The organism is Bradyrhizobium sp., from assembly GCF_036009065.1.
Taxonomy (GTDB): domain Bacteria; phylum Pseudomonadota; class Alphaproteobacteria; order Rhizobiales; family Xanthobacteraceae; genus Bradyrhizobium.
This window is the reverse complement of sequence record NZ_DASYMN010000228.1, coordinates 1-23398: the sequence shown is the minus strand read 5'-3', so window position 1 is coordinate 23398 and position 23398 is coordinate 1. Positions and strand designations below refer to the sequence as shown.

The following is a 23398-nucleotide window of genomic DNA, read 5'->3' as shown; positions in this document are numbered from 1 at the left end:
CGAAGACATTTTCGCGCATTCGTGAGGGGAGGTAATGCACCGTGTCCCGGACGCGGTGCAGCGTTCTTTACGCTGCTCCGCAGAGCCGGGACCGTTACAAACACCGAGCCCGTTACGGCCCCGGCTCTGCAGCGCACCGCTCCGCAAGAGCTACGCGCTGCGCTGCGTCCGGGGCGCGATCACCTAGTCGTCCGTCTCGCCGCTCTCGTACAGCGCTTCGCGGCCAATGCGGTCGAGGCAGAGCTCGGCGGTCCATGGCAGCATCAGCGAGCCGCAGCGGCTGTCGCGATAGATGCGCTCCAGCGCCAGCGACTTCAGCATCGCCTGGCCGCCGCAGGTGCGGATCGCCAGCGTCGCGATCTCGCTCGCGCCTTCCATCGCGGAATATTGCGCGGCGTAAGCACGCAACACCTGCTCCTTGCTCGGATTGGGGCCGGCCTCGGTGACCGCCTGAAACCAGATCGCCTTGACCTGCTCCAGCTTGATCTGCATCTGCGCCACCGCGATCTGCTTGGTCGGATACATCCGCCGCTTCACCGGCGGCGTGCCCGGCATTTCGCCGCGCAGATACCGCACCGTGAAATCGTAAGCCGCCTGCGCGAGGCCGACATAGGTCGGCGACAGCGTCAAAAACATATGCGGCCAGCGCATCGCTGCCTGAAAATAAACCCCGCGCGGCATCAGCGCTGCGTCCTCCGGAACGAACACGTCCTTGAAGATGAGCGTGCGCGACACCGTGCCGCGCATCCCCAGCGGATCCCAGTCGCCGACCACGGAGACGCCGTCGGCTTTTGCGGGAATCGCAAGATACAGCGTATTGCGGCGCGAGGCCTTTTCGCCCTCGGCAATTTCGGTGCAGAGCACGCCGTAATAATCGGCATGGCCCGAGAGTGAGGCAAAAATCTTCTTGCCGTTGACGATCCAGCCGCCCTTGGTCGGCTTTGCCTCGGTGCCGAATGCAACGCCGCCGGCCGCTGCCGCGCCGCCCTCCGAAAACGGTTGCGAATAGATCGCGCCGTCTTCGACGATACGCCTGTAATGCGCGGCGCGGCGCGCCTCGTGTTCGGCGCGTGTCGCAGCATCCATGTCGAGATCGTCGGTGAGGGGACCCGACCACAGCGTCGAGCAGACGTGCATGTTCCAGGTCAGCGCGGTGGCGCCGCAATAGCGGCCGATTTCGGCGGCCGCGATCGCATAGGTCTGATAGTCGGCGCCGAGGCCGCCGTGCTTTTTCGGGATCGCGATGCCGAGCAGGCCGGCGCGGTGCAGGTCCTTGTAATTCTCCGTGGGAAATTTGGCGTTGCGGTCGTATTCCGCGGCCCGGCCGGCGAACACGGCCTGGCCGAGTTGACGCGCGGCCGCGATGATCGCGGCCTGCTCATCGCCCAGGCGAAATGCCCTGGGATCGAAGATCGGCGCGTCCGGCATTGCAACGGCAACAGCAGGCGAAATGGGAGATTGCATGGTCACGCGTCCGATCCGGTCGCCGGTGAGGCCATGCGCAGGAAATCGTCGAGAACCGCGTTGAATTCCCTCGGCTGTTCCAGCGCGACCAGGTGCCCGACGCCTTCCAGCTCGACATAGGTCGCGTTGCGAATAAAACTTGCCATCTTCTTCACCATCGGCGCGGGCGCGTTCTTGTCTTTGGCGCCGGCGATCACTAGGGTGGGAACGCAGATCTGTCCGAGCGATTTGCGTAGGTCAAAACCAAGCATCGACATCATCGCGGCACGGTAGCTCGCCTCCGGCACCGACGCCATGCAGGCGCATGCGAGCTCGATGCCGGCCGGATCGGCATGGTCGCCGATGAGATCGGCGACGACCCTTGGGGCCAGCGAAGCCATTGTCTCGCCGCGGTCGAGCGGCCCAAGGCGAGCCTCGAGGAATTCCTTCTGCCAATCCCCGTCGGACCGGCCAAAAGCCGGGCTGGTCTGCGCCAGCACGACGTATTCGGCGATCATCGGATCGTGCGCCAGCAGTTGCTGCACGATCATGCCGCCGATCGAATGCCCGACAAGTATGGGTTTGACCGCGCCGACCTCAAGCAGAAAATCCTTCAATGCCCCGGCAAGCGCGGGGATGCTGACGCTTTGCAGCGGCGCCGATCCGCCATAGCCCGGCATGTCCCACGCGATGGCGCGGTATCGATCGCTGAAAGCATCGAGTTGTCCGCGCCACACGCGCGCGCCGCCGCCGATGCCATGCAGGAACGCCAGCGGCGGCAGATCGCGCGCACCTTTGGCTTCATAACTGAAGCGGCCATCGTTGGTTTTCAGGGGCGTAGGATCGGGCACCAAGGTCTCCGTTGCGGTCGAAACGGGCCAATCCTACAGGCCCGCAAGTATGACTCAAAGCACATTTCTTGCAAAAACTTGAAGCCTAAAATATACGGGGTTTTAAGTTCTTCCAGTGGAAAGCCGCCTGATGTCCGGATTGTCACGTTCATCGCATGCGCTGGTGACAGGCGGCGGGCGCGGCATCGGCCGTGAAATTGCAGCGGCACTGTCGCGCGCGGGCACGACGGTCACGGTGCTGGGCCGCAATCGCGCCGCACTGGATGACGTCGTCGCCCAAGGTCTGGCGCATGCCGCCGTCGTTGCCGATGTTGCGGATCAGGCCTCCGTCAACGCCGCCGTGGCCGAGGCCGCGGCGCGGCAGCCGGTCGACATCCTGGTGGCCAACGCGGGGGCCGCGGAATCGGCGCCGTTCGCGAGATCCGACGCGGCGCTGTTCCGGCGCATGATGGACGTAAATTTCTTTGGCGTCGTTCATGCCACGCAGGCGGTGCTGCCTTCGATGAAGGCGCGGGGCCACGGTCGCATTGTGGCGGTGGCCTCGACCGCGGGCCTGCGGGGCTATGCCTATGTCAGCGCCTACGCTGCGGCAAAACACGCCGTGGTCGGCCTGGTGCGCTCGCTGGCGCTGGAGCTGGCGACGACGGGCGTCACCGTGAACGCGGTGTGCCCCGGTTTCACCGAGACGGATTTGCTTGAAGGCAGCATCGACACCATCAAGCGCAAGACCGGGCGCAGCCGGGAGCAGGCATTGGCCGAACTCGCCAAGCACAATCCGCAGGGGCGGTTGGTGACGCCGGCTGAAGTTGCCGACACGGTGCTCTGGCTATGCGGCGATGGCGCGAGCGCGATCACGGGCCAGGCCATCGCGGTGGCCGGCGGAGAGATTTGATAGAGAAATGCATCGTTGGCATGAACTCGACCCGCCTAAATCGTCATTGCCGGGCTTGACCCGGCAATCCATCCTCTTCGAAAGACTCTTGCGAAGATCGATGGATGCGCGGGTCAAGCCCGCGCATGACAAGGTACTTGTAAGATTGGAGATTCCATGAGCAAGCCCGCCAATCCCGTCACGCTGCCGCTGGCGGACTATTCGCCAAAGCATTTTCTGCTCGCTGTGGTCGATGGCGTCGCCACCGTGACGCTGAACCGGCCGGAGCGGAAGAATCCGCTGACCTTTGAAAGCTACCGCGAACTGACGGATTTCTTCCGCGCCTGCGCTTTTGACGACGAGGTGAAGACCATCGTGGTGTCCGGCGCCGGCGGCAATTTTTCGTCCGGCGGCGACGTGTTCGAGATCATCGGGCCGCTGGTGCAGATGGACACCAAGGGCCTCACCGCGTTTACCCGCATGACCGGCGATCTGGTCAAGGCCATGCGTGCCTGCCCGCAGCCGATCGTCGCCGCGGTCGATGGCATCTGCGCCGGCGCCGGCGCGATCGTCGCCATGGCGTCCGATATCCGGCTCGCCGCCGTCGGCGCCAAGGTCGCGTTCCTGTTCAACAAGGTGGGCCTGGCCGGCTGCGACATGGGCGCCTGCGCGATCCTGCCGCGCATCATCGGCCAGTCGCGGGCGTCGGAACTGCTCTATACCGGCCGCTTCATGACCGCGGAGGAGGGCGAGCGCTGGGGTTTTTTCAGCCGCATCGTCGCGCCCGAGCATGTGCTGGTGCAAGCCCAGTTGCTCGCCAAACAGATTTCGGAAGGTCCGACCTTCGCCAACACCATGACCAAGCGCATGCTGGCGATGGAATGGGCGATGTCGGTAGAGGAGGCGATCGAGGCCGAGGCAATCGCGCAGGCGCTGTGCATGACAACCGGGGATTTTGCCCGGGCGTTCGAGGCATTTTCGAAGAAGGTGAAACCGGTGTTTCAGGGCAATTGATTCAAATTATGAGTCGTCATCCTGAGGTGCTCGCCGTTCTTCACGGCGAGCCTCGAAGGATGCGGCGACAAGTGCAAGTGGTCCATCCTTCGAGACGCCGCGCCAGCGCGCGGCTCCTCAGGATGACGAGGGTACGCACGGAAACGCTTGCCGGAGAGATACTTTAGGTTTAAAGTAATCCAATATATCCCGGCGCGTTGCCACGGAGACGGCCATGAAGATCGCAATCATCGGTGGCGGACCGGCCGGCCTGTATTCTGCGATCCTGCTGAAGAAGCAGCGGCCGCAGGCGGACATCACGGTCTATGAGCGCAACCGCGCCGACGATACTTTCGGTTTCGGGGTGGTGTTTTCCGACGCCACTTTGGACAATTTCGAGAAATACGATCCGCCGAGCTATCGCCGCATCACCCAGGAATTCGCCTATTGGGACGACATCGCGGTGCATTTCCGCGGCACGGTGCATCGGGTCGGCGGCAACGGCTTCTGCGGCTGCTCGCGGCGCATGCTGCTCACCATCCTGCAGGAACGCGCGCGCGAACTCGGCGTTCATTTGATGTTCGAAGCCGAGATCGACGAGATCGGTGGCCTTGCCGACGCCGACCTCGTGGTGCTGGCCGACGGCATCAACAGCCGTTTTCGCGAACGATTCGCCGATCATTTCGAGCCCGAGGTCGACCTGCGCTCCAACAAGTTCGCCTGGATGGGCTCGACAAAACCACTCGATGCTTTCACCTTCGCCTTCCAGGAGACCGAGTGGGGCCCCTTCATCGCGCATGCCTATCAGTACGAAGTCGGCCGCTCGACCTGGATTTTCGAGACCGATCCCGAAACCTTCAAGCGCGCCGGCCTGGAGGGCCTGAACGAACAGCAATCCGCTGACCGGATGCACGAGATTTTCGGCTGGTTCCTCGGCAGCTATCCGCTGCTGACCAACCGTTCGATGTGGCGCAATTTCCCGATGATCCGCAGCAAGCGCTGGGTCAAGGACAACATGGTGCTGCTCGGCGATGCCAAGGCAACCGCGCATTTCTCGATCGGCTCCGGCACCAAGCTCGCGATGGAAGACGCCATTGCGCTCGCGGATGCGATGCATTCGGCGCCGACGACCGAGGCCGCGTTGCAGCTTTATGAGACCGGCCGGCGCGAGGAAGTCGAAAAAACCCAGCACGCCGCCGACGTGTCGCTGGTCTGGTTCGAGCATGTCGACCGCTTCTGGGATTTCGACCCGGTGCAGTTCGCGTTCGGCGTCATGACCCGCGCCAAGGCGATCACCTACGACAATCTCACTTTGCGCGCGCCGGAATTCGTCGCCGAGGTCGACCGCGCTTTCGCGCAGCAGGTTTGCGCCAAGGGATTCGATGTCGACATCAAAAACCCGGTGGCGCCGATGTTCCAGCCGCTGCGGCTGCGCGAGATGGAATTGGCCAACCGCGCGGTGGTATCGCCGATGTGCATGTATTCGGCTAGGGAAGGCGTCCCCGGCGATTTTCACTTCGTGCATTACGGCGCGCGCGCCATCGGTGGCGCCGGACTGATTTTCACCGAGATGACCTGCGTCGGCCGCGATGCCCGTATCACGCCAGGCTGCGCCGGGTTGTGGAACGACGCGCAGCAGGCCGCGTGGCGGCGCATCGTCGATTTCGTCCATGCCAATTCCGCGGCCAAGATCTGCCTGCAGCTCGGCCATGCCGGCCGCAAGGGCGCTACCAAGCTGATGTGGGACGGCATGGACCGACCGCTGGAGCAGGGTGGCTGGGACGTGCTGTCGGCATCGCCGATCCCATACTTTCCCGACAGTCAGGTGCCGCGCGAAATGGATCGCGCCGCGATGGACCGCGTCAAGGCCGAATTCGTCGCTGCCGCGCAGCGCGGCGATGCTTGCGGCTTCGACATGCTGGAGCTGCATTGCGCCCACGGCTATCTGCTCGCAAGCTTTATCTCCCCGCTGACCAACCAGCGCAGCGATGCCTATGGCGGCGCGCTGGAAAACCGGCTGCGCTACCCGCTGGAGATTTTTTCGGCGATGCGCGCGGCATGGCCGGCGCACAAGCCGATGTCGGTGCGGATTTCCGCGACCGACTGGGCGGAGGGCGGCATCACCGGCGACGACGCGGTGGCGGTCGCGCGGGCGTTCGGCGAAGCCGGGGTCGACCTGGTCGATGTCTCCACCGGGCAGACTGTTCGCGATGCCCAGCCGATCTATGGCCGCATGTTCCAGACGCCCTTTTCCGATCAGGTCCGCAACGAAGCCCGCGTCGCAACCATGTGCGTCGGCAACATCACCACTGCGGACCAGGTCAACACCATTCTCGCCGCCGGCCGCGCCGACCTGGTGGCGCTGGGACGGCCGCATCTGGTCGATCCGTCGTTCACCCTGAAGGCGGCAGCCTGGTACGGCGCGGACATTGCCTGTCCGCCGCAATACCTGCCGGGCAAGGAACAGATTTTCCGCAACAGCGTGCGCGACCGTCAGGATTTCGACGAGCTGAAGATCAAGGGCAAGCCGAAGACGCGGGCCGAGCTGCGGGCGGCGGCAAAACCGCTGGCGGCGGAATGACGGTGGGACGATGACAATCCTCGATTCCGAAACCAAGGCCGGCGAAACGCCCGAGGATCACGGCGACGAGCTGCGGCTGTGGCTGCGGCTGCTGACCTGCACCACGCTGATCGAGGGCGAGGTGCGCAGCCGCCTGCGCGAGCGCTTCGACGTGACGCTGCCGCGGTTCGACCTGATGGCGCAGCTCGACAAGGCGCCTGACGGCATGACGCTGTCGGATGTTTCCAAGCGGATGATGGTGTCGAACGGCAACGTCACCGGCCTTGTCGAGCGGCTCTGCGAATCCGGCCATCTCGACCGCCGCACCTCGGATCAGGACCGCCGCGTGCAGGTGATCCGGCTGACCAGGGCCGGCCGCGCCGAGTTCCGCAAGATGGCCGCGGAGCACGAGATCTGGATTGCCGACATGTTTTCCGATCTCGGCGAGAAGGACGTACGCGACCTGATGCGGCTGCTCGCCAAGACAAAATTGTCGGCGCGGAAGGCCGCAAGGAGCGGGAGCAATGGAAATGTCAGGTAGCGTTTCAGGCCCCGGTCCAGCTCTCGGCCCATCGGGCCATGTCGATGATTTTGCGCGACGAAATCTTCCGCCGTTCTCTGAGTGGCCGGAGTTGATCCTCGACCGTCCCGAATTCCAGTATCCCGAATATCTCAATGCCGCGGTCGAACTGACCGACCGGCTTGTCGAGAAGGGGCTCGGCGACAATATCGCGCTGATCGGCAACGGCCGCCAGCGGACCTACAAGGAACTGGCGGATTGGTCGAACCGGCTTGCACATGCGCTGGTCGAAAACTACGGCGTCAAGCCGGGCAACCGCGTTCTGATACGTTCGGGCAACAATCCGGCGCTGGTCGCCGCATGGCTGGGCGCGACGAAAGCGGGAGCCGTGGTCGTCAATACCATGCCGATGCTCCGTGCCGGTGAATTGACCAAGATCATCGACAAGGCCGAGATCGCGCTCGCGCTCACCGACAGCCGGATCGCCGACGAACTGGTCGCATGTGCTAAGACCAGCCGGTTCCTCAAGCAGGTCGTCAATTTCGACGGCACGTCGAATCACGATGCCGAACTCGACCGGATCGCGCTCAACAAGCCGGTCAAGTTCGATGCGGTCAGGACCGGCCGGGATGACGTTGCCCTGCTGGGATTCACCTCCGGCACCACCGGCGAGCCGAAGGCGACGATGCATTTTCATCGCGACCTCATGATCGTCGCGGACGGCTATGCGCGGGAAATCCTCAACGTCACGCCGGACGATGTCTTCGTAGGCTCCCCGCCGCTTGCCTTCACATTCGGGCTCGGGGGACTGGCGATCTTTCCGCTGCGGTTCGGTGCGACCGCGACGCTGCTGGAAAACGCGGCGCCGGCGGAAATGGTCAGGATCATCGAAACCTATAAGGCGACGATATGCTTTACCTCGCCCACCGCGTATCGGGCGATGATGGCCGCGATCGACGAGGGCGCGGACCTGTCGTCGCTGCGGCTCGCGGTCTCGGCAGGTGAGACCTTGCCGGCGCCGGTTTTCGAAAGCTGGATCCGCAAGACCGGCAAGCCGATTCTCGACGGCATCGGCAGCACCGAACTGCTCCACATCTTCATTTCCAACCGGGTTGGCGATGCGGTCGCCGGAACCACGGGGCTCCCGGTCTCCGGCTATGAGGCCAGAATCGTCGATGATGAGATGAACGAATTGCCTGCAGGCCGTGTCGGCAAGCTTGCGGTTCGCGGGCCGACCGGGTGCCGCTATCTCGCCGACTTGAGGCAGTCGAACTACGTGCGCGAGGGCTGGAATCTGACCGGCGATTCGTTTGTTCAGGGCGCGGACGGCCGTCTGTCGTTTGTCGCCCGCTCCGACGATATGATCGTGTCCTCCGGCTACAATATCGCGGGCCCGGAAATCGAAGCGACGTTGCTGACGCATCCCGCCGTTGCCGAATGCGGCGTGGTCGGCGCGCCGGACGAGGCGCGCGGCATGATCGTCAAGGCCTATGTGGTGCTGGCCGCGGGAATTGCCGGAGACGATGCGCTCACGGTCGAATTGCAGGATCACGTCAAGCGCGAGATCGCGCCTTACAAATATCCGCGCGCAATCGAGTTCGTTACCCAATTGCCGAAGACCGAAACCGGCAAGCTGAAGCGGTTCGCGTTGCGGCAGATGGCGCAAGGCGGCGCCGTAGCTGGAACAGCGGCGGAATGAATTTGTTGAATGCGACCGTGAAGGAGAATTGCCGGTGAGCCCGCAAGTGTTGCAGCCGAGCGGCTGGCCGGCGCCGAAAGGCTATGCCAACGGCATGGCCGCGGACGGGCTTATCGTCGTGACCGGCGGCGTGATCGGCTGGGATACAGCAGGACGTCTAGCCGACGGTTTCGTGGCCCAGGTGCGGCAGGCGCTGGAAAATATCGTCGCGATTCTTGCGGAAGCCGGCGCGAAGCCGGAGCATCTGGTGCGGCTCACCTGGTATGTCGTCGACATGGAAGAGTATCTGGCGAATCTGAAAGCGCTCGGCCAGGTCTACCGAGATGTCTTTGGCGCGCATTATCCGGCGATGGCGCTGGTGCAGGTGGTGCGCCTGGTCGAGAAAGCCGCGCGGGTCGAGATCGAAGCGACCGCGGTGGTGCCGAGATAAGAGTCGTCATGGCCGGGCTTGACCCGGCCATCCATCCACTTCGAAAGACTCTTGTGAAGATTGATGGATACGCGGGTCAAGCCCGCGCATGACGCCGTTGGCGTCACTTCTCCTCCGCAAACTCCGTCGGCGTCTTGCCGGTGACCTGCCGGAAGGCGTGGGAGAATGCCGGAAAGCTGGCGTAACCCAGATCGGCGGCGAGCTGTTTGACCGACAGATTCGGATACATCGACAATCGCTCGATCGCGGTCGCGATGCGTGCGCGCTGGCACCAGCTCTTGAAGCTCAATTGCGTTTCCGCCGAGAACAGCCGCGACAGCGTTCGCGCCGAGGTGCCGACCTCGCGGGCGAGATCGGCGATGTCGTGGGTTTCAGTCGGATCGGCCAGCACGAGTTCGGCGGCGCGGCGGCATCGCGGCTCGTGCGGCAGCGGAATGAAGGTGGCGGGGTCTTCGGCCTGGTGCAATTCCAGCATGGCGAGCCGGATCAACAGATCGGTGCGCCCCGGTTCGTCGCGGCCATCGAACAGCGCGAGAATGGATTCGTGCAGCAGCCGCGATACCCGCACCACGAATTCGGCTTCCAGACTCCGGCTGCGGTGCTCCCGCGCCAGCCACGCCAGATCGAAATACAGCGTGCGCATCTGGATATCCGCCAATACGTCGATGGAATGTTCCAGCCGCGCCGGCACCCACACCGCGCGGTCGGGCGGCACCAGCCAGCGTCCTTTCGGCGTGGTCACCTGCATCGTGCCCTTGGCGGCATAGACCAGTTGCGCCTCGCGGTGCATATGGGTGCCGAGCCGGACGCCTTTCCGGTAGTTGCGGGCGACCAGATGGATGCCGTCGCCGGTCGCAAAATGACTTGCGCGGATGGCAGCGATTGGCGTTTCGGCGATACTCATTGGCCACATCCCGTCAGCACAAGAACGTATAACCTGTTTTGAGGAAATTGCAGGAATTCGCTCAATGAACAGCCCGACCCAGGTGATCGGCTTCGTCAACGCCGCGCACTTCATCGACCATTATGCGATGCTGATCTTTGCCGCCGCCGTCATCGTGATGGGTCCGGCCCTCGGCATGGCCTATTCGGAGCTGTTGCCCTATGCCACGCCGGGCTTCGTCGCCTTCGGCGCGGGCTCGCTGCTGACCGGCTGGCTCGGCGACCGCTGGAGCCGGCGCCACATGATGGCGATCTTCTTTGCCGGCATCGGCCTGTCGATGATCGCGGTCGGCCTCGTGCAGACGCCGCTGCAGCTTGGCGCGGCGTTGCTGTCGATCGGCCTGTTCGCCTCGATCTATCATCCCGTCGGCACCGCGATGATCGTGTCCTATGCCGACAGGCTCGGCCGCGAGATGGGCCTCAACGGCGTCTGGGGCAATCTCGGCGTGGCGTCGTCGGCACTGGTCACCGGCGTGATCGGTCAGTTCCTCGGCTGGCGCTGGGCTTTCATCATGCCGGGCATCGTCACCATCCTGATCGGCGTGGCGTTCATGCGCATGGTGGTTCATGAGGATCGCTCGGGCTTCAAGCAGGCCGCGGCGCAGGCGCGGGTGGCGAAAAACGACATGTGGCGCGTGTTTTTGGCGCTGCTGATCGTGGTGATCGCCATATCGACCACCTTCAATGCAGTGACCATTTCGCTGCCGAAACTGTTCGCGGAGCGGCTGGCTGACCTGACCGGCAGCCCGGCGCTACTGGGCGTGATCGCAGCCTGCGTCTATGTATTCGGTGCGATGACGCAATACACCATTGGCAAGCTGATCGATCGCCATTCCTTGAAGGCTGTCATGCTGCCGCTGTCCTTCATGCTGGCGCCGTTCATGTATCTGGCGGCCACGTCGTCAAATCTTCTGCTGATCCTGGCTGCGATCGGCATCGTGATGGGCGCCTTCGGTCAGGTGACCGTCAACGACGCCATGATCGGCAAATACACCACCGAGCAATGGCGCTCGCGCGCCTACGCGGTGCGCTATTTCGTCGGCTTCACCGCGGCGGGCGCTTCGGTCGGCTTGGTAGCGTGGCTGTACGAGCGGGGCGGCTTCGTCACCATGCTGCATGCCTTCGCTGCACTGTGCCTGCTGGTGATCGCCGCGGCGATCATCCTGCCGTCGGAGATCAAGGTGCCGGCGGCGCAGGCGAACTAGGCGGGGCTCAACTATACGTGCTCCAAACCTTCAGCTACATTCCACCGTCATCCTGAGGTGCTCGCCGTTCTTCACGGCGAGCCTCGAAGGATGGGCCACAAGCGCCTGCGGCGATCCTTCGAGACGCCGCGCAAGATGCGCGGCTCCTTAGGATGACGAAGAGTATTAACGGACCGGGCAAACCCGGTGTGGAGGAAATCCAATGTTCAATCGCAATTTGCCGCGCGTCTGCGGCCTTGTTCTGGGTGTCTCAATGATGATGGCCGGTCCCGCAGGCGCCGATCCCTTGAAAGATGAGATCGCGCCGACCGGCAAGCTGCGGGTGGCGATCGCGATCAGCCCGGCGGGTGGCGCGTTCTGGTCGACCAAGACCGAGACCGGAGCTTATGCCGGCGTGCCGGTCGATCTCGGCAAGGAAATGGCGGCGCAGCTCGGCGTGCCCGTCGAATATGTCGCGCACCAGAATTCCGGACAGATCGTCGACGCCGCGTCGAAGGGCACCTGGGATGTCACGTTCCTGCCGAAAGATCCGGAGCGGGAAGGACGAATGTCGTTCGGACCGATCTATGAGGTCGCGGATGCCACCTACATCGTCAAGGCCGGCTCTCCCGCGACGAACTTCCAGACGCTCGATCAGCCCGGCACAAAAGTCGCGGCAGTCAACAACACCACCACCATGCGCGGCGCGATCGCGCATCTGAAAAACGCCAAGGTCACGGGCTACCAGACCTACGACGAGATTTTCGGGCTCTTGAAGAACGGCGAAGTCGATGCGTTTGCGCTGTCGCGCGACCAGCTCAACGCCATGGCCAAGAAGCTTCCGGGCACGCGAGTGCTGGATGAAACCTTCAAGCAGACCGTGACCGCGGTGGCGGTGCCGCCGAACCATCCGCTGGCGCTAGCCTTTGCGACCAAGTTCATGACCGATGCGACGACGAATGGCATGTTGCGGAAGGCCTACGATAACAACGGCCTGAAGGACAATCCGATCCGGGTTAAGTAGTCGCCGGCGTCATTGCGAGGAGCACTTGCGAGGAAGCAATCCAGTCTGAGCCCGGACTCTGGATTGCTTCGCGTCATCGGCGGCGGTTCGCGCCGACGTTGGCTCGCAATGACGGTGTTGGCCGCATCACTTCGCCCCGACGGTCGAGGCCGTGGCAATCGGCTCCATGCCGCTCTTGACGATCACCGGAGCCGCCGCCGGCGAGGCGAGAAACCTGATCAGCGCCTTGCCGGCGTCCGGCTCCTTCGACGCGCTGGCGATGCCTGCGGAGAACACGGTGATCTTCTGAACCTCGGGCGGCAGCTGCCCGACGATGTCGACGCCCGGCACTGGCAACAATTCGCTGATCTGCTGGAAGCCGATCTCGGCGTCGCCGCGCGCCACCACGCCGGCCACCGGCTCGGCCGGGATCGCGCGGTGCCTGCCTTTCACCTCATCGGCAATGCCGAGCTTCTGAAACAATTCGGTCGAGACATAGACGCCGCTGGCGCTATCGGAATAGGCGATCGATTTCGCCGCCAGCAGCGTGCGCTTCAGCGCGTCTACCGAACTGATATCCGGCTTCGGCGCGCCTGACCGCACCACCATGCCGATCGGCGATTTCACCAGATCGACGCGGCTGTCGGCGACGGCCTTGCCCTGCTTCACCAAATCTGCGAGCGCGTAGCCGACCATGATCAGTACGTCGGCGGCCTCGCCGCGCTCCAGCCGGACCGGGATTGCGTTTGCCGTGGTGCCCATCGAGGGACCGTGGACCGTAATGACCTTGTTGCCGGTGGCACGCTCGAATTCCGGGACCAATTCCTTGTAGGCCGCGGAGAGCCCGCCGGAGATCATCACCCGGACTTCGGCGGCGCTAACTGAACCTGCCAGCAACAGAACGCCGGCGATGCCGAAAACCAACGCGCGAAGACCGATCGAAATCGATTTCATGAGCACTTCTCCCTGATGAACGGCTCTTGTTCCGGCCGTCTTGGTTGCTTGCGGCGATGGTACTCCGCAGACGGATGTTAGCCCAGAGTTGATCGACCGGGTTTGAAAGGTTGTGTTGACGTTTCGACAACGGCAGCGCGCTCCCTCTCCCGTTGGGAGAGGGTTGGGGTGAGGGGTTACAATCTATCGTTAAGGCCGTAACCCCTCACCGGGATCGCAAGAGCGATCCGACCTCTCCCGATGGGAGAGGTGGGCTGAACTCGATGTCAGGCTGGGTCACGAATTGACGTGCACGAAATCGCGGAGCAGCGGGTAAATCTCGGTGTTCCAGCGCCGGCCGCTGAACACGCCGTAATGGCCGACGCCGGCCTGCATGTGATGCACCTTGCGGTAGGCGCGCACGCCGGTGCAGAGATCCTGCGCGGCCAGCGTTTGGCCGATCGCGCAGATGTCGTCCTTTTCGCCTTCCACCGTCATCAGGCCCATCCGCTTGATCGACGCGCAGTTCACCGGCCGGCCGCGCCAGGTCAGCTTGCCCAGCGGCAGCAGGTGTTCCTGGAACACATCGCGGATGGTTTCGATGTAAAACTCCGCAGGCAAATCCATCACCGCGAAATATTCGTCGTAGAAGGTTTTTATGATTTCGGCCTTCTCGGTTTCACCCTTGGCGAGAAGGTCGGCGAGTTCGACGTGCTGCTTGATATGGCGCTCCAGATTCATCGACACGAAGGCGGTGAGCTGCACGAAGCCCGGATAGACCTGCCGGAACGCGCCCTTGCACTGCAACGGCACGTAGTTGATCAGGTTGTCCGTAAACCATGTCAGCGGCTTGCTCTTGGCGAAATCGTTGACCTTGGTCGGCGCAATTCGCGTGTCGATCGGGCCCGCCATCAGGGTCAGGCTCGCGGGGCGCGCCGGATGATTGTCCTCCGACATGATCGCGGCGGCGGCCAGCGCCGACACCGAAGGCTGGCAGATCGCCACCATGTGCGAGCGCGGGCCGAGTTCGTTCATGAAGGTGATGAGGTGCTCGGTATATTCGTCGAGGCCGAATTTTCCTTCGGCCGGCGGGATGTCACGCGGATTGTGCCAGTCGGTGATGTAGACGTCGTGATCCTGCAGCAGCGTTTTCACGGTGCCACGCAGCAGCGTCGCGAAGTGGCCCGACATCGGCGCCACCAGCAGCATGCGTGGCTGCGCCGGGGAATTCTCCTTCCTGAAATGCAGCAGCGAGCCGAACGGCGTCGCGAACACGACTTCCTCGGTCACCTCCAGCTCCTGATTTCCAACCAGCACCTTGTCGATGCCGTAGGGCGGACGCGCGTAGGTCGGCGACGTCCGCGAGATCAGTTCGAGCGCGGCCGCGAGCCGGCCGAACAGCCTGTCGGAGACGCCCTGGGGCACGAGGTTGAGGTATTTCAGCGCCGATGCGGCCCCGGTCCGCCACGGCGCGGTCAGGTCCATGTGGTTCTGATAGGCCTGATACATCACCGACATCATGCGTCTCTTTTCCGGTTTTTGGATGCCATGCAATATCGAAGCCAGCGCCGGCCGGATGGCCTCCCAAACTGGCACGTCGCTTGCTGCACAAAATGCGCGAAAGCGCAGGCATTGCGCGTTTGGCGGCTGAGCGCTCGGGCAGAGCGGCGGTCGCACGTCCCATCACGCGTTGAGGCGCAGGAAAACCATGGCCAAGGCGACACTGACCATCAGCAGCAAGAACTATTCGTCATGGTCGCTGCGCGGCTGGCTGCTGACCAAATTCTCTCGCCTGGAATTCGACGAGATCGTCACCGAACCGGACGACGCCTCGGCGAAGGCCGAAATCCTGTTGTTGTCGTCATCGATCCTGGTGCCGTGCCTGCGCCACGAGGGGGCGACGGTGTGGGATACGCTGGCGATTGCCGAATACCTCAACGAGGTCATGCCTGATGCGGGTCTGTTGCCCGCGGACCGGGTGCTGCGGGCGCATTGCCGCTCGATCTGCGGGGAAATCCATTCCGGCTTCACCACCCTAAGGGCGTCGTTGCCGGTCAATCTGAAGGGCCATTTTCCCGGCTTCAAGATCTGGACCCGCGCGCAAGGCGACATCGATCGCATCTGCTCGATCTGGCGCGAATGCCTGGCGAAATCCGGCGGGCCGTTCCTGTTCGGCGAGCGCACCATGGCGGACGCGATGTATGCCCCGGTGGTGACCCGCTTCATGACCTATGACGTGAAGCTGGACAAGACGCTGACGGCCTATGCCGGTATGGTGATGGCGATGCCGGAGATGCAGGAATGGATCGAAGCCGCCAAGGCCGAGCCCGCCGACATCGAGGAGCTTGAGGTCGAATATTAGGCAGCCCGCGCTCCGGATTGCCCGTTTGACGGGCTCAAGGAGCGGGCATGCTCAACTTCGTGCCAAGAATCATTCGGAGAGGGTTGAGCGCCGCGTCTCCGCCGCGCCGGCAGGCGATCCGGTCAAATCAATTCCGGCCTGCCTGCAGCAGCTTCGCGTCCTCAAGCGTCGCCGTCGCTGAAATCGCTGCAGCGCACCGCGGCTGGCGCGATTTTCGCATAGCACCATGAAGCTGCGAACACGGCGATTCACGAGCTGCCAAAAAATTGGACGCTCCCCGAATCTCGTCACGCGAACTGAAACAGTGGAGGCCTTCCGATGAATCAGCACGCTGTCGTCAACAAATTTTCCCACAACAAGCCCGGCGATACCGAATTCACCGGGGGAGGCCTGCGCGATTTCTTTCTCTACCGCGACCTCGGCATTGCGGACGCGACCGGCGGACAGGTGATCTGCCATCTGGTCAAGGCCAACCCCGAAATGCCCCCGGAAGACGGCACCGGCTGGCACCGTCACGATTGCGATTTCCAGATCGTGATCATGACCAAGGGCTGGGCGCGGTTCATGTATGAGGACAAGCCGACCTTGGTGCAGGCCGGCGACGTGGTGCACCAGCGGCCGGGGATCGTGCATTACCTGTACGACTACTCGCCGGACATGGAATATCTCGAAATCGTAAGTCCGGCCGACTTCAAGACCGTCGAGATGCCGCCGGCCACCGACAAGGTGCCGCCGGTGACGCGCTGGAAATGACGGCGGCCTTGGCGGGGCGCCCAGCGGCCGGGACCGGTTAACGATGGGGGTTACGACAAATCAAGATCGCCGCAGCCGTCGCACTGCATGTTGTGTGGTGCCGATCGGCTTTCTCGACATCTGGCAATGAGCCGAACGGAGCAACTGTCGGCCGCCGATTCGGGCGCGTTTCGTTCCGGGCGCGTTCCAAACCTTAAGACTTCGGCGATACCCAGTCGCATTGTGGCACAGTTCCGCCTCGTCCAGGCCGCCGCAGCCTCTAAAAGCGCGGCAGCCGCCAGCCGACCACCGTTGCCTGCACCGCGCTGCCGGATTCGCTGTTGCGCCATTGGCCGTCGACCCACCGGCACGCGAACGGCAATTGATACGTGCCGCTTTGATCCTCGCACAGCACCTGCACCGGCTGATCCGGTGGCGGCTCGCCGTTGCCGTTGAATTCAGCCAGACGTCGTTCGCGCGTTGCCATGACATGGTTCTCCCTGCACCGAAAGGTGCTTGCATCGGTGGCCGTTCCGCAAGCCTGCTGGTATCACGGCCCTGTGAGCCGCGATCGTTGGCAAATCTCAGCGCGCGAATGAGGTTGCAGTATGTTCTCCTCGGCATTTCGCGCCGGCCCGTTGACACGGCGTGGAAAGCGCCGCTTGGCTGTTTCAGGCATTTTGGCGCAATCGATGAGGGCCCCGATGATCGGCCGATTGGTTTTGGTGACGTCTTTATCGCTGCTGGCCGGCGTGCTGGCATCCGGCAGCGCGGACGCCCAGGACGTTCCCGGCATCGAAATCTGCACGGTCGAGAAGACCATGGAACGCAGAACCAGCTGCCTTCAGAGCAATGTGGATTTTCTGATGAAGACGATCACGAAACTCGGCGGGGATCACCGGCAGAAACTCGATGCCGCGAACCGGCAGATCGAAGGTCTGAAGAGCACCGTCGTCGGCCTGCAAAAGACCGTTGAGGAATTGCAGTCGGCGCAGAAAAATGACAAAGAGCAAAAAGCGCCGCCGCCTGCAAAAGACGGTGCATCACCGGCGAAGGATAGCGCGAAATAAATTGCGCGGCCGCGGGTGCAGATTGCGCGCCGGATTAAAGGGGCGCCGCGATAGCACGACAATCTTTCGTGCGCGCGTTGACATCTCTTGGTTGATTAAAGCTCAAGCGCAATGATAGGATGCTGCCCACGAGCCCGAAATGCGGGCGCGGGCCGTTAAACTTTTATGACGTTTGCTCGCTCGTGCCGTGCCGCAACCAACCCGTACATTCCCGCAGCTACCTTGAACAGGAGGAAGACCCAATGAAATTGGCAGCATTCGGCTTGGCGGCATGTTTCGCCGTCGGCATTTCAAGCACATGCTGGGCGCAAGGTTTGAACGCGCCGCAGAAATTCACCGACACCGAGATCGTGTTCGATATCACGGGCCCCTACAGCAACCTCACGCTGACCATTTCCGGCCCAAATGGCCTCAACGCCAGTGCCCACCACAGGACAGGCTCGCCGGTGATCGACCTGCGCAAGCTCGGCACCATCGATGACGGCGACTACCTGTATCAGTTGACCGCCGCCACCGACGAAAAGCTCCCGGTGAGGACCGCGCTGGACAACGGGCGCGACGGAGGTCCGACCACCTCGATACTCAAGAGCGTATCCACGAGCGGCCAGTTCCAGGTCAAGGGCGGCACCATCGTGAAATACGACCCGTCCGCGCGTGAAGAAGCCAAGCGTCAGAAATAAGGGAGGTCATCATGATTAAGCACAAGGCATTTGCGAGCACGCGCGTCGTCGCCCTCATGCTTGGCGCGACGTTGATCGCAAGCGGCAAGGCGAGGGCCGACTTCGTCATTGCGGACGATCTTATCGTGCAGGGCAGCGCCTGCGTTGGGCTGGATTGCGTCGATGGCGAAGCCTTCGGCTTCGATACGATCAGGCTGAAGGAGAACAACACCCGGATCAAGTTCGACGATACCAGCACGGGGGCGGGCTTTCCCAACAATGACTGGCAGCTCACCGCCAACGATTCGGCGTCCGGCGGGCTGAACAAGTTTTCCATCGAGAACATAACGACGTCGACAGTGCCGTTCACTATCGTCGGAGCCGCGCCGACCAACTCGTTGTTCGTCGACAATGCCGGCAGGCTGGGCATCAAGACCGCGGTACCCGGGCTCAATATCCACATCGCTACCGGCGACACTCCCGCGCAGCGGTTCGAACAGACCACCGCCAGCGGCTTTACCGCGCAGACCTGGGATATCGGCGCCAACGAGGCGAACTTCTTCGTCCGCGACCTCACCGGCGGCAGCCGGTTGCCGTTCCGCATCCGGCCCGGGGCGCCCACCAGCAGCATCGATATCAATGCTGCCGGCAATGTCGGCATCGGTACGGCGAGCCCCGGGCTCGGCAGTGCGTTCGCGACCCATATCCTGACGGTGCACGGTGGGACTACGCGCGGTTTGCTTGAACTGGTGAGTTCCAAGGCCGACGCGGCTGCAAACACCGCGGGGCACCTGGGGTTCTTCGCCACTGCCAATACCGGCGCACCAAATGCCAATCAGGTCGCGGCTATCCTCGCGGACACAGCGGGGGCTACCGCGCTTGACCGGGGCGGCAACCTGCGCATGTGGACGAAAGCAAATGCCGGAGCCCTTACGGAGAGAATGCGGATTGACGAAAACGGCGCCGTTAACTTGTTCGCGCTAACAGGCTGCGGCGCCGGCATTAAGAGCGACGGCGCCGGACTTCTGTCGTGCATCGTCTCCTCGCGGCAGTTCAAGAATATTACGGGCGAACTTCCGTCGAACGTGGCGCTCGCCAACATCATGGCGCTGCGGCCGCAAACCGGCTCCTACAAGGCGACCCCCGATGTTCCCGAGCACTGGCTGATCGCCGAAGAAGTCGCGGCGGTCGATCCGGCCCTGGTCGGTCTCAACGACGGCAAGCCTCACGTCGTCAAGACGCAGAATGTCGTGGCCGATCTCGTCGTGGTGGTCCAGCGTCAGGTTGCGCTGCTCGAAGCGCAGCAGCAGCGGATCGATGCGCTGGAGCGACAGCTTTCGGCAAAATAATCCGCTCGCAGCTTCCTTACCTCTCCCTGCGGGGAGAGGTGAGCTGGACTTTTCAGGATTTCTCGCCGCTCATCAGCGGTCCGAACAACTCCCAGCTCTCGGCGGCCGCCCGGCATTTACTTGGGCTTCGGGTTCGATCTAACATCGCGCCAACGTGTTGCGCGCGCGGAAACCCGCCGGCAAACAGAAAAGCCGGGAGGTTCCGATGTCCAATGTTCGTGTTCTGGCCACCGACCTCGAATTTCCCGAGGGGCCGGTGGCGATGCCCGATGGATCGGTGGTGCTGGTCGAGATTCGCGGGCGACGGCTGACGCGGGTCTGGCCGGACGGCCGCAAGGAAGTCGTGGCCGAAATTCCCGGCGGCCCCAACGGCGCCGCGATCGGGCCGGACGGCAAATGCTACATCTGCAACAATGGTGGATTCGGCTGGATGCCCTCACGCGGCACCATGATGCCCGGTCCGCCCAGCCCAGCGGAATATATCGGCGGCTCGATCCAGCGCATCGATCTCGCCTCAGGCCAGGTCGAAACCCTGTTCGACAGATGCGGCGAGCATCCGCTGAAGGGACCGAACGATCTGGTGTTCGACAGCCATGGCGGGCTGTGGTTCACCGATCTCGGCAAGCGGCGCGCCCGCGACATGGATGTCGGCGCGGTCTATTACATGAAGCCCGGCGCAACCGAGCTGACGGAGCAGGTGTTCGGCATGCTTCCGGCCAACGGCATCGGCCTGTCGCCCGATGAAAACACCGTCTATGTCGCGGAGACGCCGACCGCGCGGCTGTGGGCGTTCGATCTGTCCGCCCCCGGCGAAGTAAAACCGCGCGACGTGATCTATCGCGGCGAGCGCGGCAAGCCGATCGCCGGGCTCGGCGGCTATCAGATGTTCGATTCGCTCGCGGTGGAAGCCGGCGGCGATGTCTGCGTCGCGACGCTGGTCTCCGGCTGCATCTCGGTGATCGCGCCCGACGGCGCCATCGTCGAGCAAGTGCCGACCGGCGACCGCGTCACCACCAACATCGCCTTCGGCGGGCCCGAGCTCAAGACCGCCTATATCACGCTGTCCGGCAAAGGCGAACTCATCGCGATGGACTGGGCGCGTCCCGGCCTGCCGCTCAATTTTCTCAACAAGTGATGATGTCGACCCGCAACCGTAACCGTCATCCTGAAGAGCGCGCTCTTGGGCGCGTCTCGAAGGATGGCCGCGGGCGCATGTGGCGATCCTTCGAGACGCCGCGCTTCACGCGGCTCCTCAGGATGACGAAGGGACTTGTTTGTTGATGCCTTGGCTTGAACCGGTAATCCTGCAAGGCCCGCATGCGCGGCTCGAGCCGCTGTCGCACGAGCATCAGGACGGGCTGACCGAAGCGGTGAAAGACGGCGAGCTGTGGAAGCTGTGGTACACGTTGGTGCCGAAGCCCGACGACATGCGCAAGGAAATCGACCGCCGTCTCGGCCTGCAGCAATCAGGCTCCATGCTGCCGTGGACGGTGTTCGATGGCGACGGGAAAATCGCGGGCATGACCACCTACATGAATGTCGATGCATCCAACCGCCGCGTCGAGATCGGCTCGACCTGGTACGCTAAACGCGTCCAGCGCAGCGCGCTCAACACCCAGTGCAAGCTGCTGCTGCTCACGCATGCATTCGAAAAGCTGGATTGCATCGCGGTGGAATTCCGCACGCATTTCTTCAATCATCAGAGCCGGCGCGGCATCGAGCGGCTTGGCGCGAAACAGGACGGCATCCTGCGCAACCACATGATCGCGCCGAACGGCACGCTGCGCGACACCGTGGTCTACAGCATCATCGCCGGCGAATGGCCGACGGTAAAGGCGCATCTCGACTATCAACTGAACGAAAAGGCGCGGTAGGGCATGGACACATTCGATTATGTGATCGTGGGCGCGGGCTCGGCCGGCTGCGTGCTCACCAACCGGCTGAGCGAGGATGCCGGCACCAGCGTCTGCGTGCTCGAAGCCGGGCCCCGCGATTGGCATCCCTACATCCATCTGCCGGCCGGTTTCATCAAGACGTTTCATATGAAGGGCATCAACTGGGCCTACCAGCAGGAGCCCGGTCCCTGGACCGGCGGCCGGAGTATTTATGCGCCGCGTGGAAAAACGCTCGGCGGCTCCTCCTCGATCAATGGCCACATCTACAATCGCGGCCAGCGCCAGGATTTTGATACCTGGGCACAGCTCGGCAACCGCGGCTGGGGCTATCCGGACGTGCTGCCGTATTTCAAGCGGCTGGAGCGGCGCATCGGCGAGGGCGAGGATACATTTCGCGGACGCGAGGGCAGCCTGACCGTCTCGACGATGGAGTGGCGGGATCCGCTCTGCGAGGCGTTCATGGCGGGCGCGATGAGCCTCGGCATTCCGCGCAACCCCGATTACAACGGCGCGATCCAGGAGGGCGTCTCCTACGCCCAGCGCACGATTGAGAACGGGCGGCGCGTCAGCGCCGCGACCGCGTTTCTGCATCCTGCGAGGAAACGGTCCAACGTACATGTGCGCACCCATGCGCATGCGACGGAGATCGTGTTCGACGGCAAGCGCGCGATCGGCGTGCGTTACATCAAAGGCGGCAAGGGCGGCCAACCCGTCGAGGTGCGCGCCAACAAGGAAGTGATCCTCGCCGGCGGCACCTACAACTCGCCGCAACTGCTGCAATTGTCCGGCGTCGGATCGCCGGAGCTGCTGGCTTCGCTCGGCATCGCGGTGCGCCACGCGCTGCCCGGCGTCGGCGAGGGCTTGCAGGACCACTACGCGCCGCGTTCGGTCGCGCGCGTAAAGAACATCAAGACCATCAACGAGCTCAGGCGCGGCCTCAGCCTGTGGGTCGAGGCTCTGAAATGGGCCACCACGCGGCGCGGCCTGCTGTCGCTGTCGCCGACCATGGTCTATTGCTTCTGGCACTCCGGCGAGACCACCGAGAGCTCCGACCTGCAGCTGACATTCACGCCCGCGAGCTACAAGGAGGGCGTGCAGGGACAGCTCGAGGACCAGCCCGGCATGACGGTGGCGTCGTGGCAGCAGCGGCCGGAAAGCCGCGGCTACGTCCGCGCCCGCTCGGCCGATCCGTTCGCGCCGCCGATCATCCAGACCAATTATCTGGTCGCCGAGCTCGATCGCCGCGTGGTCGTCGCCGGCATGAAGCTGGCGCGGCGGCTGCTCGCGTCCAAACCGCTCGCGCCCTATTACGATCACGAGGATTTTCCGGGGCCCGATGTGCAGACCGACGATGAATTCCTCGCGGCGGCAACGCAGCGCGGCACCACCACGTTCCATCCGGGCTGCAGCTGCCGGATGGGACCGGCCGACAGTTCATGGGCTGTCGTCGACGACCAGCTGCGCGTGCACGGCCTGCAGAACCTGCGCGTGGTCGATGCTTCGATCATGCCGCGGATGATCTCGGCCAATCTCAACGCCTCGACCCTGATGATCGCCGACAAGGCGTCGGATCTGATCCGCGGCCGCAAGCCGCTGGAGGCGGCGGAACTGCAAGATATCAGACCGTCATCCTGAGGGCCGCGCGTCAGCGCGGCGTCTCGAAAGAATTTTTGCCGGCTCAACCAAAAGTTTATGGTTGACACCATTCCTATAAGAACATATCATGAACAAATCCTGTCCGAGGACGGAGCGCTTCTAGAGGCGATCCTTCAGCGGACAGAGCGAGAGCTGGCCGGACCGGGGCCCCGGAACGGTCGATGGCCTGGTTGGTGGAGCGCCGGGAGGCGCTGCGCCTAGCCTTGGGCGCGCGCGGTGCCTTGCCGCGCGAGGTGGGTACGTTAA

At 63.4% G+C, this 23398-nt stretch carries 22 protein-coding genes; 16 read left to right on the top strand and 6 right to left on the bottom strand.

Translation table 11 applies throughout. The features are described 5' to 3' along the window. Positions 1–183: 183 nt before the first annotated feature. Both VGP39_RS13990 and VGP39_RS13985 read right to left on the bottom strand, forming a co-directional pair. A complete protein-coding gene (locus VGP39_RS13990; RefSeq protein WP_327568697.1) occupies positions 184–1464 on the bottom strand; it encodes an acyl-CoA dehydrogenase family protein in 1281 nt (426 codons plus the stop codon). A 2-nt stretch (positions 1465–1466) separates the two neighbouring features. Then, on the bottom strand, positions 1467–2294 hold the full coding sequence (locus VGP39_RS13985; protein WP_327568696.1) for an alpha/beta hydrolase: 828 nt from the start codon (positions 2292–2294) through the stop codon (positions 1467–1469). Positions 2295–2424: 130 nt separating this feature from the next. Here VGP39_RS13985 and VGP39_RS13980 point away from each other — a divergent pair, with 130 nt between their 5' ends. The 6 genes from VGP39_RS13980 (at position 2425) to VGP39_RS13955 (ending at position 9367) form a co-directional block, all read left to right on the top strand. Next, a complete protein-coding gene (locus VGP39_RS13980) occupies positions 2425–3186 on the top strand; it encodes an SDR family oxidoreductase (RefSeq protein WP_327568695.1) in 762 nt (253 codons plus the stop codon). Positions 3187–3342: 156 nt separating this feature from the next. Then, positions 3343–4179 (top strand): enoyl-CoA hydratase family protein, encoded by an 837-nt coding sequence (locus VGP39_RS13975; RefSeq protein WP_327568694.1) that lies wholly within the window; start codon positions 3343–3345, stop codon positions 4177–4179. Between the two features lie 214 nt (positions 4180–4393). Beyond that, positions 4394–6739, top strand: coding sequence for a bifunctional salicylyl-CoA 5-hydroxylase/oxidoreductase (locus VGP39_RS13970; protein ID WP_327568693.1), 2346 nt, complete (start codon positions 4394–4396; stop codon positions 6737–6739). A 10-nt stretch (positions 6740–6749) separates the two neighbouring features. Continuing rightward, positions 6750–7259 (top strand): MarR family winged helix-turn-helix transcriptional regulator, encoded by a 510-nt coding sequence (locus tag VGP39_RS13965; RefSeq protein ID WP_327568692.1) that lies wholly within the window; start codon positions 6750–6752, stop codon positions 7257–7259. Beyond that, complete coding sequence (locus tag VGP39_RS13960; protein ID WP_327568691.1) at positions 7249–8937, top strand: benzoate-CoA ligase family protein; 1689 nt, start codon at positions 7249–7251, stop codon at positions 8935–8937. Before VGP39_RS13965 ends, VGP39_RS13960 begins: the two co-directional genes overlap by 11 nt. A 28-nt stretch (positions 8938–8965) precedes the next feature. Further along, positions 8966–9367: a RidA family protein gene (locus tag VGP39_RS13955; protein ID WP_414644670.1), complete on the top strand. Its 402-nt coding sequence runs from the start codon at positions 8966–8968 to the stop codon at positions 9365–9367. 103 nt (positions 9368–9470) lie between these two features. Here the strand turns inward: VGP39_RS13955 and VGP39_RS13950 are convergent, their stop codons facing one another. Continuing rightward, positions 9471–10271, bottom strand: a complete 801-nt coding sequence (locus VGP39_RS13950) for a helix-turn-helix transcriptional regulator (RefSeq protein ID WP_327568689.1) — start codon at positions 10269–10271, stop codon at positions 9471–9473. A 64-nt stretch (positions 10272–10335) separates the two neighbouring features. Here VGP39_RS13950 and VGP39_RS13945 point away from each other — a divergent pair, with 64 nt between their 5' ends. Both VGP39_RS13945 and VGP39_RS13940 read left to right on the top strand, forming a co-directional pair. Next, positions 10336–11514 carry an MFS transporter gene (locus VGP39_RS13945; protein WP_327568688.1) on the top strand — a complete coding sequence of 393 codons (1179 nt, stop codon included), beginning with the start codon at positions 10336–10338 and terminating at the stop codon, positions 11512–11514. A gap of 259 nt (positions 11515–11773) precedes the next feature. Beyond that, positions 11774–12517, top strand: a complete 744-nt coding sequence (locus VGP39_RS13940) for a transporter substrate-binding domain-containing protein (RefSeq protein WP_327568698.1) — start codon at positions 11774–11776, stop codon at positions 12515–12517. A gap of 126 nt (positions 12518–12643) precedes the next feature. Here the strand turns inward: VGP39_RS13940 and VGP39_RS13935 are convergent, their stop codons facing one another. Continuing rightward, positions 12644–13450, bottom strand: a complete 807-nt coding sequence (locus tag VGP39_RS13935; RefSeq protein WP_327568687.1) for a substrate-binding domain-containing protein — start codon at positions 13448–13450, stop codon at positions 12644–12646. Between the two features lie 276 nt (positions 13451–13726). After that, complete coding sequence (locus tag VGP39_RS13930) at positions 13727–14950, bottom strand: polyhydroxyalkanoate depolymerase (RefSeq protein WP_327568686.1); 1224 nt, start codon at positions 14948–14950, stop codon at positions 13727–13729. A 187-nt stretch (positions 14951–15137) separates the two neighbouring features. Here VGP39_RS13930 and VGP39_RS13925 point away from each other — a divergent pair, with 187 nt between their 5' ends. Together VGP39_RS13925 and VGP39_RS13920 are read left to right on the top strand one after the other, a co-directional pair. Then, positions 15138–15791: a glutathione S-transferase family protein gene (locus VGP39_RS13925; protein WP_327568685.1), complete on the top strand. Its 654-nt coding sequence runs from the start codon at positions 15138–15140 to the stop codon at positions 15789–15791. A gap of 318 nt (positions 15792–16109) precedes the next feature. Beyond that, the gene (locus VGP39_RS13920; RefSeq protein ID WP_327568684.1) at positions 16110–16544 is read left to right on the top strand and encodes a cupin domain-containing protein; all 435 of its coding nucleotides are present in this window, start codon (positions 16110–16112) and stop codon (positions 16542–16544) included. Positions 16545–16803: 259 nt separating this feature from the next. Here the strand turns inward: VGP39_RS13920 and VGP39_RS13915 are convergent, their stop codons facing one another. Beyond that, positions 16804–17010 (bottom strand): hypothetical protein, encoded by a 207-nt coding sequence (locus VGP39_RS13915; RefSeq protein WP_327568683.1) that lies wholly within the window; start codon positions 17008–17010, stop codon positions 16804–16806. A gap of 217 nt (positions 17011–17227) precedes the next feature. Between VGP39_RS13915 and VGP39_RS13910 the strand changes: the two genes are divergently transcribed. From VGP39_RS13910 to VGP39_RS13885, 6 genes are all read left to right on the top strand, one after another. Next, positions 17228–17593, top strand: a complete 366-nt coding sequence (locus VGP39_RS13910; RefSeq protein WP_327568682.1) for a hypothetical protein — start codon at positions 17228–17230, stop codon at positions 17591–17593. A gap of 242 nt (positions 17594–17835) precedes the next feature. After that, positions 17836–18273 carry a hypothetical protein gene (locus VGP39_RS13905; protein ID WP_327568681.1) on the top strand — a complete coding sequence of 146 codons (438 nt, stop codon included), beginning with the start codon at positions 17836–17838 and terminating at the stop codon, positions 18271–18273. An 11-nt stretch (positions 18274–18284) separates the two neighbouring features. Beyond that, positions 18285–19601, top strand: a complete 1317-nt coding sequence (locus VGP39_RS13900; protein ID WP_327568680.1) for a hypothetical protein — start codon at positions 18285–18287, stop codon at positions 19599–19601. 205 nt (positions 19602–19806) lie between these two features. Further along, positions 19807–20736: an SMP-30/gluconolactonase/LRE family protein gene (locus VGP39_RS13895; RefSeq protein WP_327568679.1), complete on the top strand. Its 930-nt coding sequence runs from the start codon at positions 19807–19809 to the stop codon at positions 20734–20736. A gap of 145 nt (positions 20737–20881) precedes the next feature. Then, a complete protein-coding gene (locus tag VGP39_RS13890) occupies positions 20882–21475 on the top strand; it encodes a GNAT family protein (protein ID WP_327568678.1) in 594 nt (197 codons plus the stop codon). A 3-nt stretch (positions 21476–21478) separates the two neighbouring features. Continuing rightward, positions 21479–23131: a GMC family oxidoreductase gene (locus VGP39_RS13885; RefSeq protein WP_327568677.1), complete on the top strand. Its 1653-nt coding sequence runs from the start codon at positions 21479–21481 to the stop codon at positions 23129–23131. Positions 23132–23398: the final 267 nt, after the last annotated feature.